Source organism: Paraburkholderia piptadeniae (genome assembly GCF_900007165.1).
GTDB classification, from domain to species: Bacteria; Pseudomonadota; Gammaproteobacteria; order Burkholderiales; family Burkholderiaceae; genus Paraburkholderia; species Paraburkholderia piptadeniae.
The window spans coordinates 59,207-75,957 of the sequence record NZ_CYGY02000001.1 but is presented as its reverse complement, the minus strand read 5'-3'; the positions used below and the strand labels follow the sequence as shown (position 1 = coordinate 75,957).

Annotated in this window: 17 protein-coding genes and 1 pseudogene; 10 read left to right on the top strand and 8 right to left on the bottom strand. The window is 64.9% G+C overall.

Annotated features, from left to right (window positions below; all coding sequences use genetic code 11):
* A partial coding sequence (locus tag BN2476_RS00340) for a photosystem reaction center subunit H (RefSeq protein ID WP_087732178.1) occupies positions 1-709 on the top strand: 709 nt, incomplete at its 5' end.
* Positions 706-1,974: an MFS transporter gene (locus BN2476_RS00335; protein ID WP_235850646.1), complete on the top strand. Its 1,269-nt coding sequence runs from the start codon at positions 706-708 to the stop codon at positions 1,972-1,974. The genes BN2476_RS00340 and BN2476_RS00335, both read left to right, overlap by 4 nt.
* 80 nt (positions 1,975-2,054) lie before the next feature.
* Here BN2476_RS00335 and BN2476_RS00330 read toward each other — a convergent pair whose 3' ends face one another.
* Positions 2,055-3,008, bottom strand: coding sequence for a LysR family transcriptional regulator (locus BN2476_RS00330; protein WP_087732169.1), 954 nt, complete (start codon positions 3,006-3,008; stop codon positions 2,055-2,057).
* A 126-nt stretch (positions 3,009-3,134) separates the two neighbouring features.
* Here BN2476_RS00330 and BN2476_RS00325 point away from each other — a divergent pair, with 126 nt between their 5' ends.
* Positions 3,135-4,487, top strand: a complete 1,353-nt coding sequence (locus BN2476_RS00325; protein ID WP_087732168.1) for an NAD(P)/FAD-dependent oxidoreductase — start codon at positions 3,135-3,137, stop codon at positions 4,485-4,487.
* Positions 4,488-4,517: 30 nt separating this feature from the next.
* Here BN2476_RS00325 and BN2476_RS00320 read toward each other — a convergent pair whose 3' ends face one another.
* On the bottom strand, positions 4,518-5,411 hold the full coding sequence (locus tag BN2476_RS00320) for a LysR family transcriptional regulator ArgP (protein ID WP_087732167.1): 894 nt from the start codon (positions 5,409-5,411) through the stop codon (positions 4,518-4,520).
* A 100-nt stretch (positions 5,412-5,511) separates the two neighbouring features.
* On the opposite strand from BN2476_RS00320, the gene BN2476_RS00315 reads away from it, so the two are divergent.
* Together BN2476_RS00315 and BN2476_RS00310 are read left to right on the top strand one after the other, a co-directional pair.
* Entirely contained in the window at positions 5,512-6,135 is a 624-nt protein-coding gene (locus tag BN2476_RS00315) for a LysE/ArgO family amino acid transporter (protein ID WP_087732166.1), read from the top strand.
* 309 nt (positions 6,136-6,444) lie between these two features.
* A pseudogene (locus tag BN2476_RS00310) lies at positions 6,445-6,605 on the top strand (DUF1328 family protein).
* A 222-nt stretch (positions 6,606-6,827) separates the two neighbouring features.
* Here BN2476_RS00310 and BN2476_RS00305 read toward each other — a convergent pair.
* Complete coding sequence (locus BN2476_RS00305) at positions 6,828-7,031, bottom strand: hypothetical protein (RefSeq protein ID WP_087732165.1); 204 nt, start codon at positions 7,029-7,031, stop codon at positions 6,828-6,830.
* Between the two features lie 274 nt (positions 7,032-7,305).
* Positions 7,306-8,223 (bottom strand): LysR substrate-binding domain-containing protein, encoded by a 918-nt coding sequence (locus BN2476_RS00300; protein ID WP_173819568.1) that lies wholly within the window; start codon positions 8,221-8,223, stop codon positions 7,306-7,308.
* Between the two features lie 100 nt (positions 8,224-8,323).
* Between BN2476_RS00300 and BN2476_RS00295 the strand changes: the two genes are divergently transcribed.
* Both BN2476_RS00295 and BN2476_RS00290 read left to right on the top strand, forming a co-directional pair.
* The gene (locus BN2476_RS00295) at positions 8,324-9,274 is read left to right on the top strand and encodes an EamA family transporter (protein WP_173819567.1); all 951 of its coding nucleotides are present in this window, start codon (positions 8,324-8,326) and stop codon (positions 9,272-9,274) included.
* Between the two features lie 72 nt (positions 9,275-9,346).
* On the top strand, positions 9,347-9,733 hold the full coding sequence (locus BN2476_RS00290) for an SgcJ/EcaC family oxidoreductase (RefSeq protein ID WP_087732163.1): 387 nt from the start codon (positions 9,347-9,349) through the stop codon (positions 9,731-9,733).
* Positions 9,734-9,770: 37 nt separating this feature from the next.
* On the opposite strand, the gene mdeB is transcribed toward BN2476_RS00290, so the two are convergent.
* Complete coding sequence (gene mdeB / locus BN2476_RS00285) at positions 9,771-12,485, bottom strand: alpha-ketoglutarate dehydrogenase (RefSeq protein WP_087732162.1); 2,715 nt, start codon at positions 12,483-12,485, stop codon at positions 9,771-9,773.
* A 171-nt stretch (positions 12,486-12,656) separates the two neighbouring features.
* Here mdeB and BN2476_RS00280 point away from each other — a divergent pair, with 171 nt between their 5' ends.
* Entirely contained in the window at positions 12,657-13,199 is a 543-nt protein-coding gene (locus BN2476_RS00280; RefSeq protein WP_087732161.1) for an Lrp/AsnC family transcriptional regulator, read from the top strand.
* A 41-nt stretch (positions 13,200-13,240) separates the two neighbouring features.
* Here BN2476_RS00280 and BN2476_RS00275 read toward each other — a convergent pair whose 3' ends face one another.
* A complete protein-coding gene (locus tag BN2476_RS00275; RefSeq protein WP_087732160.1) occupies positions 13,241-14,875 on the bottom strand; it encodes an acyl-CoA synthetase in 1,635 nt (544 codons plus the stop codon).
* Between the two features lie 460 nt (positions 14,876-15,335).
* On the opposite strand from BN2476_RS00275, the gene BN2476_RS00270 reads away from it, so the two are divergent.
* Complete coding sequence (locus tag BN2476_RS00270) at positions 15,336-15,608, top strand: hypothetical protein (protein ID WP_087732159.1); 273 nt, start codon at positions 15,336-15,338, stop codon at positions 15,606-15,608.
* A 17-nt stretch (positions 15,609-15,625) separates the two neighbouring features.
* Here the strand turns inward: BN2476_RS00270 and BN2476_RS00265 are convergent, their stop codons facing one another.
* The gene (locus tag BN2476_RS00265; protein WP_087732158.1) at positions 15,626-15,997 is read right to left on the bottom strand and encodes a DUF2591 domain-containing protein; all 372 of its coding nucleotides are present in this window, start codon (positions 15,995-15,997) and stop codon (positions 15,626-15,628) included.
* A gap of 192 nt (positions 15,998-16,189) precedes the next feature.
* Between BN2476_RS00265 and BN2476_RS47110 the strand changes: the two genes are divergently transcribed.
* Positions 16,190-16,351, top strand: coding sequence for a hypothetical protein (locus tag BN2476_RS47110; protein ID WP_162849218.1), 162 nt, complete (start codon positions 16,190-16,192; stop codon positions 16,349-16,351).
* 132 nt (positions 16,352-16,483) lie between these two features.
* Here the strand turns inward: BN2476_RS47110 and BN2476_RS49875 are convergent, their stop codons facing one another.
* On the bottom strand, positions 16,484-16,744 hold the full coding sequence (locus tag BN2476_RS49875; RefSeq protein WP_143810878.1) for an adenine nucleotide alpha hydrolase family protein: 261 nt from the start codon (positions 16,742-16,744) through the stop codon (positions 16,484-16,486).
* Between the last annotated feature and the right edge of the window lie 7 nt (positions 16,745-16,751).

The following is a 16,751-nucleotide window of genomic DNA, read 5'->3' as shown; positions in this document are numbered from 1 at the left end:
GCGCGTGATCGAGCGCAGCACGACGCACGGCCTGCTCGACAGCGAAGTGCAGAAGAGCGACGGCAAGGTGTTTGGCCGCGCCGTCGACATGACGGCGGACGCGAGCGGCACGCCGCGCCTGATGATCGTGAACCTGCAGGGCTTTCTCGGCGTCGGCGACCGCAAGGTCGGATTTCCGTGGACGGCGTTCCGCTTTACGCCGAACGCGAAAGGCGCGCCGATCACAATCACCGTGCCGCCCAATCAACTGTCGGCGGCCAGCCAGCCCAAGCCGTCGGCCGCGCTCGCGACGCCGCTCGCCGCCGTGACGGCCCCGCCCGCCGTGCCGCCCGGTCAGGTGGAGCTGATGGACGCGGATGTCGAGCGTCCGAACGGCGGCAAGGTTGGCCGCGTGATCGACGTGCTGATCGACGCGAATGCGCAGCCGCAGGCCGTCGTGCTCGACGTGAGCGGCATCATCAGCGCCGATCGCCGGATGATCGCCGCGAACTGGTCGGCGCTGCGCTTCGTCACGAAGGACAAGACGCTGCGCCCGTTGATGGACCTCAATGACGCGCAGATCAAGGCGTCGCCATCCTACGAGACGGACAAGCCGATTCACGCCGTTTCACCCGCACTGCCCGCGCCGCCTCCCGCCTCCGCGCCTGCCGCGGCGGCCGGCCCTTCGTCGTCCGCCGTGGCGGCATCGACCGCACGCACTTCACGATGACGAGCCGTCTCATGGTCAACGCACGCAGTCTCCGCGCCCTCGACTGGCTCAACTTCTTCGTCGCCAACGTGCAGACGGGGTTCGGGCCGTTCATTGCTTCCTACCTCGCCTCGCACAAGTGGACGCAGGGCGAGATCGGGCTCGCTCTTTCCGTCGGCACGATCAGCGCGATGGTGTGTCAGGTGCCGGGCGGCGCCGTCGTCGATGCGCTGCATAACAAGAAGGGCGCCGCCGCCTGGGCGATCATCGCGATCATCCTCAGCGCCGTGCTGCTCGCGGCGAGTCCGACCATGCTGCCCGTGATGGCCGCCGAGGTCTTTCACGGCTTCGCGAGCTGCATGCTCGTGCCGGCGATGGCGGCCATCTCGTTCGCGCTCGTCGGACGGCACGACCTCGGCGACCGGCTCGGGCGCAATGCGCGCTGGGCGTCGATCGGCAGTGCCGTCGCGGCGGGTTTGATGGGCCTCTTCGGTGAGTACTTCTCGGCGCGCGCCGTGTTCTGGCTGACGGCCGCGCTCGCGGCGCCCGCCCTGCTCGCGCTGTCGATGATCACGATGCCGTCGCACCACGCGCCTGCGCACGTGCCCGCGTCGAAGGATTCCAACGAGCACGAGGAAAAGGAGTCGATTCTCGACCTGCTGCGCGACAGGCGCATGCTGGTGTTCGCGGCGTGCGTCGTGCTGTTCCACCTGTCGAATGCGGCGATGCTGAACCTCGCAGCAGGCGAAGTGACGGCGGGCATGGGCGAAAACGTTCAACTCGTGATCGCCGCGTGCATCATCGTGCCGCAAGCGATCGTCGCGATGCTGTCGCCGTGGGTCGGACGCACGGCGGAACGCTGGGGACGCCGCCCTATCCTGCTGCTCGGCTTCTCCGCATTGCCTTTGCGCGCGCTGCTGTTCGCGGGCGTGAGCAGCCCGTATCTGCTCGTGCCCGTGCAGATGCTCGACGGCGTGAGCGCGGCCGTGTTCGGCGTGATGCTGCCGCTGATCGCCGCCGACGTCGCGGGCGGCAAGGGCCGCTACAACCTGACGATCGGCCTGTTCGGTCTTGCGGCGGGGATCGGCGCGACGTTCTCGACGGCCCTCGCGGGCTTCATCGCCGACCGCTTCGGCAACGCAATCAGCTTCTTCGGACTCGCGGGCGCGGGTGCGCTCGCGGTGCTGCTCGTGTGGGCCGCGATGCCCGAGACGCGCGATGCGAACGACGATATGCAGACGAAGCCTGCCTCGTCCGATGAAGGACCGCTCAAGCGGGTGGAGTAACGTCGAAGCGACGTCGAATCAACGTCGATGCGCGGCTTCGGCCGCGCTTCGATCAAAGGCTCAACGCGAGTCGGCAGATTTCACGCGCGGCGACGCTTTCTCGCAGCCGCGACGGACGGCATCGGAATCGGCACACTGCCCGTCATGCCCTCGTCGATCAGGAAGTCGCGGAACAGGCTGGCGACGCGCGGCAAGCGCTTGTCCGATACATGCATCACATACCAGTCGCGCTCGATCGGGTTGTCGGGCAGCGGCAGCAGCGCGAGCAGCCCGGCCTGAAATTCCAGCGTGCACGCATGCAGCGACAAAAACGAAATGCCCAGGCCCGCTTCCACCAGTTGCTTGATCGCTTCGTTGCTCGACAACTCCGAGCCGATGTGAATCTTGTGCCCCGCCTGACGGAACAGATTTTCGACGGTCGAGCGTGTGCCAGAGCCGCGTTCGCGCACGAACAGGTTCGCGGACTCCAGATCGCCGAGCGTCAGGCGCTTTTTCTTCATCAACGGATGTGACGGCGACGCAACGAACGCCATCGGATGCTTCGCGAATGCCGTGGCGACCGTGCGCAATTCGCGCGGCGGACTGCCCATGACGGCGAGATCGATTTCATGCGTCGCGAGCATGCGAATGAGGTCCGCGCGATTGCCGACCTTGAATTGCACCTTCACCTGCGGACGCGCCTCCGTGAAACGCACGAGAAACGGGGGGATCAGATATTCGGCCGTCGTGATCGCGCCGATGCGCAACGTGCCGCCCTGCTCCCCGTGCAATGCGGCGAGATCGTCGGCGGCGCCGTTCCATAGGTCAAGGATCTCGAGCGCATAGCGCGCGAGGATTTCTCCCGCCGCCGTCAGCTGCACGCCACGGCCCACGCGCTGCAAAAGCGGCGCGCCAGCGGCCTCTTCGAGCAGCCGGATTTGCAGCGATACGGCGGGCTGCGTCAGGCGCAACTCTTCCGCCGCGCCCGACACGCTGCCGAGCTTCGCCACCGTATGAAGCGCCTTCAATTGACGAAACGTCGCCGCCTTTAACATAAGCTAAAACCTATATGTTTCGTACAAACATTAAATTGTGCTGCTGTTTTCCCCAATTCTATACTCGACCTCAATGATGAAGTTGCCGCATGAATCGAATTGAAAACGTTCAGGAGAGTACGCATCATGGCCTCGATCGATCGACACACAGCAAGCAGCACGCACTACGCGCCGCACCGCATCGTCGTCGTTGGCGGCGGCGTCGGCGGACTGGGACTCGCGACGCGGCTCGGCGAATCGCTCGGCAAGAGCGGGCAAGCGCAGGTCGTTCTCGTCGACCGCTCGCCGACGCACTTCTGGAAGCCGCTCCTGCACGAAGCCGCATCGGGGCAGATCGATCCCGCCACGCATCAGCTGCAATATGCGGTGCAGGCGCGGCGTCATGGCTTCGAGTTCGAACAGGGCTCGCTGCAATCGCTCGACCGCGCACAGCGCCGCATCACGATCGGCGCAACGCGCGACGCGGACGGCCGCGAAGTGCTGCCCGCGCGCGACATCGCATTCGATACGCTCGTGCTCGCGATGGGCAGCGTGACCAACTATTTCGGCGTGCAAGGCGCGGCCGAGCATGCGCTGCCGCTGGAATCCGTCACCCATGCGGAATCGTTTCGCCGCAAGCTGCTCGATGCGTGCACGCGGGCGAATCACGCGCGGCGCGTGAGCGGCGCGCAACACGTGCAGCCCGTGTCGATCAACATCATCGGCGCGGGCGCGACGGGCGTCGAGCTTGCGGCCGCGCTGCGCGACAGCATCCGTTTGATGCACCGCTATAGCCTCTTTGCACTCGATCCCGAGCGCGACTTTTGCATCAGGCTGATCGAAGGCACCGATCGCGTATTGCCCGCGTTGTCGCAGCGCATTTCGGCGCGTGCACAGCGGATTCTCGGCGGGCTCGGTGTCGATGTGCTCACGGATACGCGCGTCACCGAAGTGTGCGAAGCGGCCGTGCGCACGCACGACGGCCAGCAACTCGCAAGCGATATCGCGATCTGGACGGCAGGCATTGCAGGGCCGCCCGTGTTGCGCACGCTCGACGGCATCGCGGTGAATCGCAACGCGCAGGTGCTCGTGAACCGCACGCTGCAAACGGCGACGGATGCGAACGTGTTCGCGCTCGGCGATTGCGCGGCCTGTCCGTCACACGCGGACGGCTTTCTCGCGCCGCGTGCGCAGGTCGCGCATCAGCAGGCGATGTTTCTCGCCCGCGCGCTGAAGTGCCGTGTCGGCGGTGAAGCGCTGCCGGAGTTCACGTATCGCGATGCGGGCACGCTGGTCGGCTTCGGCGATGTCGGCACGATCGGCAGCCTGAGCGGGTTGCGCGAGCGGCCCGTGTTCGTCGACGGGTGGTTCGCGACCATCGTCTACCGGTTGATCTATCGGCGGCACGTGATGACGCTCACCGGCTTCGCGCGCATGACGCTCGATACGGCGAGCCATTGGCTGCGCCGCCGCGTGCACCCTGTGATCCGGCTGCATTGAATCTCGCGTAAGAAGAAGTCCCGCAGGCGGTCAGTCGAGAAACTCGGCGGACCGCTTGCGCAGCGCTGCGCCAAAATCATCGAGCCAGCCGATCGACAGCCGCCAGCTTTGCCAGTACAAGTCGACGTCCAGATGCTTGCCCGGCGCCATGTCGATCAACTCGCCGCTTTCGAACTGCGCGGCGATCATCCGCTCCGGGCACATGCCCCAGCCCAGGCCCGTCGAGCATGCGCGCAGAAAGCCGGAGACGTGCGGAATCCAGTGCGTCGGCGCATCGAGTTCGGCGCGCGTGATCTTACGCACGAAGCGCTTTTGCAACTGATCCTTCGGATTGAAATCGACACACGGCGCGCGGCGCAACGTATCGCGCGCGACGCCTTCGCTGAAATAGCGCTCGAAATATGCCGGCGTGCAGACGGCGAGATAACGCATCCTGCCGAGCCGCGTCGAACGGCAACCCTGTACGGGCTCCGATTGCGTCGTCACGGCCCCCTGCACGCTTCCGTCACGAATGCGCTGTGCGGTATGGTCCTGATCGTCGATCACGAGATCGAGCAGCATGCCGCGCTCGGCGCAGAAGTCCGCAATCGCGTCGATGAACCACGTGCCCACGCTGTCGTCGTTCACGGCGACGCGCAACGTGGGCCACGGTTCGAGCAACGCGCCGGGCAGATCGGGCACGCGGCCCGTGAGTTCGGCTTCGAGCAGTTGCACGCGCTCCGTGTGCCGGCACAGCAGGGCACCCGAAGTGGTCGCCGTGCACGGCTGCCCGCGCTTGACGAGCACGCTGCCGACGCGCTCCTCCAATAACTTCACGCGTTGCGATACGGCCGAAGGCGTCACGTTGAGCGCCGTCGCCGCGCGATCGAACGAGCCGTGGCGCACGACGGCCGCGAGCGCATCCAGCAGTGCATAGTCGAGCATTAGCGTTCCTTAATCGGCATTACATAAATTAGCTTCTCTTATTCTAACGAATCGGGGCACACTGGCGTCACGCGAACTTATCCATCTCCCCAAAAACATCATGAACTGGCTGGCTTTTTCACATGGCGCCGCGCTGTGCGCATCCCTGATCGTCACTATCGGCGCGCAAAACGCATTCGTGCTGCGTCAAGGCATCATGCGCTCGCATATCGGCAAGATCGTGCTGCTGTGCACGCTGTCGGACTTTCTCCTGATCGGCGCGGGCGTCGGCGGCGCGTCGGTGCTCGTCGAGCGTTATCCGACTTTCATCCACGCGCTGCTGTACGTGGGGCTCGCCTATCTGGCGTGGTTCGGCATCAGCGCGCTGATGCGCGCGCTGCGCCCCGGGCATGCCGTGCTCGACACCGATTCGAAAGGCGCCGCCGCGCCGCCCGCACAACGCGCATTGCCCATCGTGATGATGACGCTCGCGTTCACGTGGCTCAATCCGCACGTCTATCTGGATACGTTTCTGCTGATCGGCACGGCGGGCGCCCGCGAAGCGCAAGGCACGCGCGCCGCGTTCGCCATCGGCGCGATGTTTGTCAGCGCCGTCTGGTTCGTTGCACTGGGCTATGGCGCGCGTGCTCTCGCGCCGCTCTTCAGGCGCGCGGCCGCGTGGCGCGTGCTGGATGGCGCGATCGGCAGCATGGTGCTGCTGCTGGCCGTCACGCAGTTGCGCTAAGGCCGTCGACGTATGCCGGATTGCGCCGATTGCCGCGCCGGCTCTTCAACGTTTGAATGTCACGTTCGTGGGCCGCGCGATGTCTTCTAAGGCTGCGCCGCCTACGCCCCTGTCAGCAACGCGCTGCCCATCACTGAGCCGACGATTGCCGACAGTTGCATATGAGCCACCAAGCTTCCTATGATGGACCGATGGGCACGGGTGTTGCTCGATGCCGTGACGGCGGCGCCTGTGTCTGCCGACGCGGTTCCCGCGTGTCGGTCGATCGCTGTATCGACCCATCCAGCAAATCCAACGATGGAGATTGCCATGCTTCGATACGCGCCATCTTTTTCGTCATTGCCATCATCGCGGCCATCTTCGGATTTGGCGGTATCGCGGCCGGCGCTGCCGAAATCGCGAAAGTGCTGTTCTTTATTTTTGTCGTGATCTTCCTCGTGACGCTTCTGATGGGCGTGATCAGACGCTGAGCGCGCGTGCCTTTTGTCCGGGCAAACGGCTGATCGAGGTGCTTGCAAATTGTGCGCGGCGCTTTTGCCGCTTTTGCCGCTTTTACAATAGTTGCCGGCAACCGTTTGCGGCTGCTTTTCGTGGGCCGCCTCGCCTGCTCTGAGCATCCGTCATGCGCCAGGAGGCGCTAACGCGGATGCCATCGAAAGGGCCCGGGCGACGCATCGCAGACGAGCAAATGCTCAAGTCCCCGCACGAGACTCCAGTGCGTTCAACGCTTCATGAAGCTTCTGCGCGCGGCTCTTCTGCGCAGGAATGCGCGCAGCCGCGTTGACGTCGTCCACGCGCTTGCGCCAGTAAGAAAGCGGAATAGGCTCCGCACCGGAAATGCGCACCAGGACATGCTCGAGATGCACGAGATCCGACTCAAGCTGATGATGGTTCATGCCATTCCCCGATCGCACCGTCCGCCTGGATCACCCCGTCATGCTGTGGCGGCAATGTCGAATTGATATGTGCTGAAGCGGGCTCACGCGCTCAAGCCATCGCGGCCCTCGAACAGACTATGAATGGACAATATGACAACACGATCAACACGCTCGCAAGTTCACCGTTTTGTAAACGAGGAATCCTCACAGCTTTCAAGCGTTCGTCAAACTGTCGCTTTTTGCGCAAGCCGAGTTTTCGTAGCGTGCGTAGCCTCCGGTGCGGCATGCGGCGCTATGGGCGCTCTTTCGATGAACGTTCGCTGAGCCCGATATCCAGTTCTTCGCAAAGGAAGGTCTGCAACGCATCGACGGCGGCGCTCCGCGCGCCCGGCATGTGCCGCGTGAAAAGGCCGAGGTCGGCTGTGGGCGGCTCGGGCAAGCCGTCGGCGGCGCCGAGCACGCGCATCGATTCATAGCGGATATTGCCCTCCAGCAGCACCGATACGCCCAGCCCGGCTTCGACGGCCGACTGCACGGCGGGCAGGCTCGTGCTCGTGCAGACGACACGCCACGCGATGCCCGCGCGCCGCAAGATCGTCATCACGTGTTGCTGCCACAGGCATGTGCCGCCGAATGCGACGAGCGGCAGCGGCGCATCGCGCCCGGCCACATATCCGCGCGCGCCGACCCAATGGAGCGGCTGGGTCCACTCGACGAGCGGCGTCGCTTCGACCATCGCCGGATCGCCGACGAGCACGTCGAGCGCGCCATCGGCAAGACGCTGCGACAGCGCCGCGCTCGCATCGACGACGATCTCCAGCGCGACCTGCGGATGCGCCGCCGAGAAGCGCCGCAGAGCGCGCGGCAAGCGGCCCACCGCGACGTCTTCGAGCATGCCGAGACGCACGGTGCCGGCCACATCGCCCGCTTCGAGCGCCCGGCGGGCATCTTCGCCCGCGCCGAGAATCGCATGCGCATACGGCAGCAGCCGATGGCCCGCCTCCGTCAGGCGCACGCCGCGCGGCGAGCGCTCCAGAAGACGCTGGCCGATATCGTCCTCGAGACGGCGCAGCTGCATGCTGACGGCCGCCTGGGTTCGCGAGAGCCGCGCAGCGGCGGCACTGACGCCGCCCGTCTCCGCGACCGTCACGAAGGCTCTCAGAAGACTGCTGTCGAAGTCGCGCACTATTAGCGTCCGTGATAGCAGCATAAGAAATATCAGCTTATCTTAACGCTCGTTTCGCCGATATGATGGGTTCTGCCGTTCTTCCGCCCTTCTATGCCGGCCGCGCGCCCATTGAAAAGAACCCATGAAAGACTCCACGCTCGCAGATCCCATCGCATTCGATGCGTCTCTTTCGTCTCGCGCGCCGACTGGACCTGCGCCCGCCGCGCCTGAGACGGCTGCGCTTACACCGGCCGCTCCGAAGCGCCACGCCGGCATGGCGGCGCTGCTCGGCTTGCTGTCGATGTCCTGCGTGCAGTTCGGCGCCGCGCTGTCCGCGCCGACGATGGACGCATTCGGCGCATTCAGCACGACCTGGTTGCGGCTCGCGTGGGCGGCGGCGATTCTCGCGCTCGTCGTGCGTCCCCGGTTGCGCCGCTACTCGCGCGCGCACTGGACCGCGGCGGGCGTGCTCGGCATCGCGATGGCAGGCATGACGTTGTGCTTTTTCTCGGCGATCGAGCGCATTCCGCTCGGCCTCGCCGTCGCGATCGACTTTCTCGGCCCGCTCACCGTCGCGACGCTGGGCGTGCGGCGTCTGCGCGCGCTGCTTTGGCCGCTGCTCGCCGTCGCGGGCGTGCTGCTGCTCGCGCATGACCGCTCGGGTTGGATCGGCGACCCGATCGGCCTTCTGCTCGCGGCAGGCGCGGCGTGCGGCTGGGGCAGCTACATCGTGTTGATGAAGAGGACGGGCGCGCTCTTCGACGGGCTCGAAGGGCTGTCGGTGTCGCTGATCGCGGCGGCGCTCGCCGCGACGCCCTTCGGGCTCGCCGAGCACGGCCTGCACATCGTGCCGATGCAACTGGCCGCGACGGCCGGGCTCGCGCTGCTCGTGCCGCTTCTGCCCTACGCGCTGGAGATGATCGCGCTGCGGCACATGCCCGCGTCGTCGTTCGGCATTCTGATGAGCGTCGAACCGGCGATCGGCGCGCTCGCGGGCTTTGTCGTGCTGCATCAGCCGATGACGGCGCCGCAACTCGCGGGCACGCTGTTCGTCGTGAGCGCGAGCGTCGGCGTGATCGTCACGTCGAGATGAGGCACCGCGCTGACGCTTCGCATCGACAGTCTACAATCGACGGATCACATTCCGACCATCGAGGACAGCATCATGACCGACGACGAACGCGCAATCCGCCAGTTGATCGACACATGGCTCGCCGCCAGCAAGGCAGGTGACACGGCAACCGTGCTGAGCCTGATGACGGACGACGCCGTGTTCATGGTCGCGGGCCAGAAGCCTTTCGGCAAGGCCGCGTTCATGGCGGCATCCGAAGGACAGAAGAACATCGACATCGACGGCAAGAGCGACATTCTCGAACTTCAGGTGCTCGGCGACTGGGCGTTCTTGCGCACACATCTCGAAGTCACCGTCACGCCCAAGGACGGCTCGCCGCCGATGCGCCGCGCCGGCAACACGCTGACCATCCTGCGCAAGGAAACCGACGGCCGCTGGCTGCTCGCGCGCGACGCCAATCTGCTCGTGCCGCAGCAGTGACGTAAGCTGACCTTCCGCGAGCCGCGGCAACAGCGGCTCACGTCTCCCAGGGCGCGCGCCGATCCGCGTCGAGCCTGCCGTAGTGCCCGAGCGCCTGCCGCACGGTATCGCGCGAAACCGCGCCCTCGTCGGCGAGCGACTTCAGCGCCGCGATCGCAATCGACACACGGTCCACTTCGAAGAACGCGCGCAATGCCGCGCGCGTATCGCTGCGTCCAAAGCCGTCCGTGCCGAGCGTTACATAGCGGCGCGGCACATAGGCGCGAATCAGTTCGGGCACGGCGCGCACGTAATCGGTTGCCGCGATGACGGGGCCGCGCGACGCGGCGAGCGCCGATGTCACATAGGGCGTCGTGTTGTCGTCGGCATCGAACAGGCGCTCCGCGCGCTCCGATGCGACGCCGTCGCGATGCAGTTCGGTGAAGCTCGTCACGCTCCACACGGCCGCGTCGATCTGCCAGTCGTCCTTCAACATGCGCGCCGCCGCCTGCACTTCGCCGAGTATCGCGCCCGAGCCGAGCAACTGAACCTGCGCCGTTTCGAGCGCCGCGGCATCGAGCGGATACATGCCCTTCAGCACGCCGTCGCGCACCGTATCGACGGGCGTGGCAGGCAACGAAGGTTGCGCGTAGTTCTCGTTTGTGACCGTGAGGTAATAGAACACGTCGCGCTGACGCCCGATCATCTCGCGCATGCCTTCGTCGACGATCATCGCGATCTCGTATGCGAACGCCGGATCGTACGCGCGGCAGTTCGGCACCGTCGATGCTGCCAGATGGCTCGTGCCGTCCTGGTGTTGCAGGCCTTCGCCGCCGAGCGTCGTCCGGCCCGCCGTCGCGCCGATCAGAAAGCCGCGGGCGCGCTGGTCGGCGGCGGCCCAGATCAGGTCGCCGATGCGCTGGAAGCCGAACATCGAGTAGTAGATGTAGAACGGTAGCATCGGCAGATCGTGCACGCTGTACGACGTCGCCGCGGCGATCCACGACGACATCGCGCCCGCCTCCGAAATGCCCTCTTCGAGTATCTGGCCGCCCGTGTCCTCCCGGTAGTACAGCATCGAGCCCATGTCCTCCGGCTCGTACAGCTGGCCGAGCGGCGAATAGATGCCGACCTGGCGGAACAGGTTCGCCATGCCGAACGTGCGCGCCTCGTCGGCGACGACGGGCACGATGCGCGGCCCGAGCGACGCGTCCTTCAGGAGACTGCCGAGCATGCGCACGATCGCCATCGTCGTCGACATCTCCTTGCCGTTCGCGTCCAGCGCGAATTGCCCCCAGGACGGCATCGCAAGCACGGTCGGCGTCTGCGATGCCGCTCTCCGCCTTCTGGGCAGATAGCCTCCCAGGGCAGCCCGGCGCGCATGCAGGTACTGCATTTCCGGGCTGTTTTCCGCTGGCTTGTAGAACTTGAGCTGCTCGACGTCGTCATCGGAGAGCGGCAAACGGAAGCGGTCGCGAAACGCCTTCAATTGCTCGACGTCGAGCTTCTTCTGCTGATGCGTCGTCATGCGCCCCTGGCCGATGGAGCCCATGCCGAAGCCCTTCATCGTCTTCGCGAGAATCACGGTGGGCTGGCCGCTGTGTTTCGACGCACGGTCGTAGGCGGCGTGCAGCTTGCGCACGTCGTGGCCGCCGCGCCGCAGGCGGTCGATGTCGTCGTTGCTCAGGTGCGCGGCGAGCGCGGCCAGCTCGGGGTTCTGGCCGAAGAAGCGCTCGCGGTTGTAAGCGCCGTCGTTGGCCGAGAAGGTCTGGAACTGGCCGTCGACGGTATGCGCGAACGCGCGCAGCAACGCGCCCGTTCGATCGCGTGCGAACAGCGCATCCCAGTCCGAGCCCCACAGCACCTTGATCACGTTCCAGCCCGCGCCCGTGAATTGCGCTTCGAGCTCGTCGATGATGCGGCCATTGCTGCGCACGGGGCCATCGAGCCGCTGCAGATTGCAGTTGATCACGAACACGAGGTTGTCGAGCCCTTCGCGCGCGGCCAGCGACAACGCGCCGATCGATTCGGGCTCGTCCATCTCGCCGTCGCCGAAAAAGCCCCACACCTTGCGGCCTTCCGTCTTCAGCAGACCGCGATTCTGCAGATAGCGCATGAAGCGCGCCTGGTAGATCGCGTTGATGGGCCCGATGCCCATCGAGCCCGTCGGGAACTGCCAGAAGTCCGGCATCAGCCACGGATGCGGATACGAACACAGCCCCGGCCCGGCGATCTCGCGCCGGTAGTGCTCGAGATGCGTCTCGCTGAGGAAGCCTTCGAGAAACGCGCGCGCATACACGCCCGGCGACGAATGCGGCTGGAAGTAGACGAGATCGCCGCCACGCGCATCGTCCGGGCCGCGAAAGAAATGATTGAAGCCGACCTCGAACAGATCGGCGGCGGACGCATAGCTCGCGATATGGCCGCCCAGTTCGCCGTACGCGCGATTGGCGCGCACGACCATCGCCAGCGCGTTCCAGCGCAGCGCGGCGGCGAGCCGTTCTTCCGTGTCGAGATCGCCGGGATACGGCGGCTGCTGATCGACGGGAATCGTATTCGCGTACGGCGTGACGCTCACGCGCGCCGACGCGACGCCGTTCGACAGCGCATGCGCGGCGAGCCGGTCGAACAGATACTGCGCGCGCTCGATGCCGACATGCTGGACGACACCATCCAGCGCGGCGAGCCATTCGGCCGTTTCCTGCGGATCGCTGTCGACGCGAGCTTGAGTGATGGCTTGAACGGGTTGAGCACCGCTCGATAAATCGGTCATGGCGCGACTCCGGCAGGAAAGAGGCGTGAAAAGCGGACTGTGGAAACGACTCGGCAACGTCGAATCAGCTTACCCATGCAGCCACAAAATGTGCGTCTCTTTTGCTTGCTCTCGCGCTTTCAGATAGTGTATTTATTCCGGAAATGCGGCCTCACATGGAATGTTTACACTATGACGTCCGAAGCCAGATCCACCACCGCACGGCGGCTCGACCGTATCGACATCGCGATTCTCCAGCAGCTACAGCAGAACGCGCGCATCACGAACGCGGAACTGGCGCGCGCCGTGAACCTGTCGCCGACGCCGTGCTTCAACCGCGTGCGCGCGCTCGAAAAGCTGGGGCTGTTCCGTCAGCAGGTCACGCTGCTCGATGCCAAAGCGCTCGGGCTGCGCATCAACGTGTTCATCCAGGTGAGCCTCGAAAAGCAGGTCGAAGACGCGCTGCGCCGCTTCGAACAGGAAGTCGGCGAGCGGCCCGAGGTGATGGAGTGCTACCTGATGACGGGCGACGCCGACTATCTGCTGCGCGTCGTCGTGCCCGACATGCAGAGCCTCGAACGCTTCATCGTCCAGTGGCTCACGAAGATTCCCGGTGTGTCGAACATCCGCTCGAGCTTCGCGCTCAAGCAGGTGCGCTACAAGACGGCGTTGCCGCTTCCCGTCGCGGGCCTCACGCTGTCCGCCGACGACGATGCGCCGCGCGAATGGGCGTGACCAAAGTCAGGCCCGCTTGAGCGCCGCTTGCGCACACGGGCTCAGCGCTGCGGCGTCACGCGATCGCGCAGTTCGCGGCGGATCACTTTGCCCGTCGCCGTCATCGGCAACGCTTCGACGAAATGAATCGCGCGCGGATACTCATGCGCGGCGAGGTGCGTCTTCACGTGCTCCTGCAAGGTCCGCACGAGCAGATCGCCCGGTTCGTAGCCGGGATTCAGCACGACGAAGGCGGTGACGATTTCGGTGCGCTGCGTATCGGGCGCGCCGACCACTGCGGCCATCCGCACGGCGGGATGACGCAGCAGGCAGTCTTCGATCGGCGCGGGACCGATCCGGTAGCCGGCGCTCGTGATCACGTCGTCGTCGCGGCCGACAAAGCGGATGAAGCCGTCCGCGTCCATCAGGCCCATGTCGCCCGTCAGCAGCCAGTCGCCGCGAAACTTGTCGCGCGTGGCGGGCTCGTTGCGCCAGTAGCCGAGAAACATCACCGGGTCCGGCGCGCGAATCGCGATGTTGCCGGGCTCGCCGCGCGGCACGGTCTGCCCCGCGTCGTCGACGATTGCGACGCGATGCCCCGGCACGACCTTGCCGATCGAACCCGGACGCGGCTCGAACAGCGTCGCGCACGACGACACCACGACGTTGCACTCCGTCTGTCCATAGAACTCGTTGATCGTCACGCCGAGCGCGCGCCGCCCCCAGTCGATCAGCTCCGCGCCGAGCGACTCGCCGCCGCTCGCGACGGCTCGCAACGAGAGCTTCCATCGCTCCGGGCGCTCGACGGCGCGCATCATCTTCAACGCGGTCGGGGGGAGGAACGTGTGCGTGACCGCGTAGCGCTGCATCAGATCGAAAGCGGCTTCGCCATCGAACTTCTCGAAGCGCCGCGCAAGCACGGCCACGCCGTGATGCCACGCGGGCAGCAGGACATCGAAGAGACCGCCGATCCATGCCCAGTCGGCGGGCGTCCACATCAGCCGCGCATCGGCGGGGAAAAATGCCTGTGGCATCTCGACGCCAGGAAGATGGCCGAGCAGCACGCGGTGCGCGTGCAGCGCCCCCTTCGGCTTGCCCGTCGTGCCGGACGTGTAGATGATGACGGCGGGATCGTCCGCGGAGGTCGGCTCCGCATTGAAGACGACCGGCGATTCGTTGAGCGCGGCCCAGAACGATTCGATCTGCGACGCGTGATCGGCGTGGTCGGTGTCGACGCAAAAGATCGTGCGCAGCTCGGGCAATTCGGTCCGCACCGTGGCGATCTTCTGCGCGCCGCTCGGGTCCGTGACGAGCGCGACAGCGCCGCTGTCCGACAAGCGGTATTGAAGCGCATCGGGCCCGAACAGCGCGAAGAGCGGCACCGCGATCGCTCCGCACTTGTAGACGGCGAGATGCGCGATGGCCGTCTCGACCGATTGCGCGAGAAAGATGCCGACACGGTCGCCCTTCTTCACGCCACTGCGCCGCAGCGCATTCGCGAAGCGATCCGACAGGGACTTCAGTTCGTCGAACGTGTAGCGCGTCGCCTGCCCTTCGCGCGTCTCGCAGATCAGCGCGAGACGGCCGCTGCCGTCAGCCCACTTGTCGCACGCGTCGACGCCGATGTTGTATTGCTGCGGAATACGCCATTCGAATGCGGCGACGAGACCGTCGTATGTGTCAGCGGCGGGAAGCATCCGTGTCTCCTGAGTGTTGCTTATGTGCGCGGCAATGCGCTCGATGTCATGCTACTCCGCAAGCGACTCGAGTGGCCTGCACAACGCATCGAGTTCCTGCATTTCGACCTCGAACATCGAATCGCGCGCAGGTTGCCTCTTGCGGGATCGAGCGTGATTATTTGAGTTTATCTCATCTTTTGCGTCAAGCATCTGATCAAATAATCGTCCATTTTCAACGAATCATCTCGATGTTGTCGAGCAATGATGGTCAACATGAATCGCGCATTATTGAGCTTTGCTCAGTTCACGTTTCGCGCTCTGCTGGGCGCGACCTGCTTGCCCCGCCAGGCATCGGAAGGACGATGCAATAACATGGACCCGATGCGTGACCGCGCTGGAGCCCTGAATCAGACCAGGATTTCTTTCGATTGCGTGTTAAAGGCATTGGCCGCCACAATGCGCCAACCAGGGGAGGATTATGAAGAAGTGCATTCTGCTGGCGGGGATTGGCGTGCTCGCGGCATGCACCGCGGTATCGAGCGTGGACAAGAAGCAGAATGGCTACCTCTCGGTCACGAGTCGCGGACGCACCAGCCTGGCATCGTGGAACAGCATCCGCAACGCGGGGCTCAAGCACGCGAAGGCCTATTGCCGCAACCAGGACAAGCAGATGCACACCGTCGAGATCCATACGAACGGCGTGCGCAGCGCGGGTAACCAGACTGTCGAAGTGGTGTTCGAGTGCTTCTGACGAGCGATGAACGGCGCTCAGACCGTGTTCGATTGGTCTGCGACGGTATCGCCGAAATGGCTCGCGACGAACGCGCGCATTGCGGCGATCAATGGCGTAGCCCCCGTCTGTTCGATCGTTCCTGTGCCTGCGGGGACGGCGCCCGTCCACGTCGCGTGCTCGCCCGCCGCGGCGGGCACGAGATGAATCCTGGCCCGCTCGATGATCGGGCCACATTGTGCCCAATCCGTCGACGGCACGAAAGCGGCTTCGAGCGCGCCTTCCGGGTCGCCGTCGCAGGCCGGTTCTTCGATCCAGCAGAAGCCATCGTCGACGCGCGGCTTCGGCAGATTGTCCGCTCGTGCGACCCAGTAATCGAGCAACGCGCCTTCCAGATCCGAAACTCTCATCTCTGCTCCTCGTGGAGATCGTGTGTGGCGAACCAGCTTCGATTGTGCATCAAGTTCATGTCGGGATTTGTGACGCTGCGTCCGCGGCGTTACCGCCGTTGAGCGACACTCGCAATGCCACGGCGAGGTAAGCATTCTCGCGATCAGTCGCCTAGAATGTAAGTTCGGCCACGACATGATGGAGGGCACGCCGTGAATGAAACGTTGATGGCGTACTTGCTAGGGCCCGTCGTAATGGCAATCGTCGGCGTTGTACTGTGGATCGTCGCGCATTACCACGGCAAGCCCGGCCCCGGACGGGGAGCCCGTTGGCTCGATACTCACTACGTCGACCTGATGCACCACAGGCACTGAGGGCCCGAAAACGAGCGCTTTTTTGTGCGCGGCGGGTTCTTTCGCGGGCAGAAACGAAAAACGGGCCGGATGGCCCGTATTCATTGGTGTCCTGGCGGAGAGGGGGATTCGAACCCCCTATAGGCTGTCAACCTATCGGTCGAAGTCAAATAAACGGATGCTTTTCAAGCACTTAGCTTCCGCAAGCCACGGCGACGGTTTCCGCCCGCCTTTCGTAAAAACTCGGCCGAAGCTCGCCGCGCCCAACGTGACGACCTTGACGGGCTCGTTCACCTGCACCGTCACAATTGAGTTATCCGCGTAGATCAAGCGCTCGAACGTGTCGTGTGAGTCGACCTTGTTGATCTCGCTGATCGGTGCGACGCCGACGTTATTCGTGACGCCCGCCGTGATGTTCTCG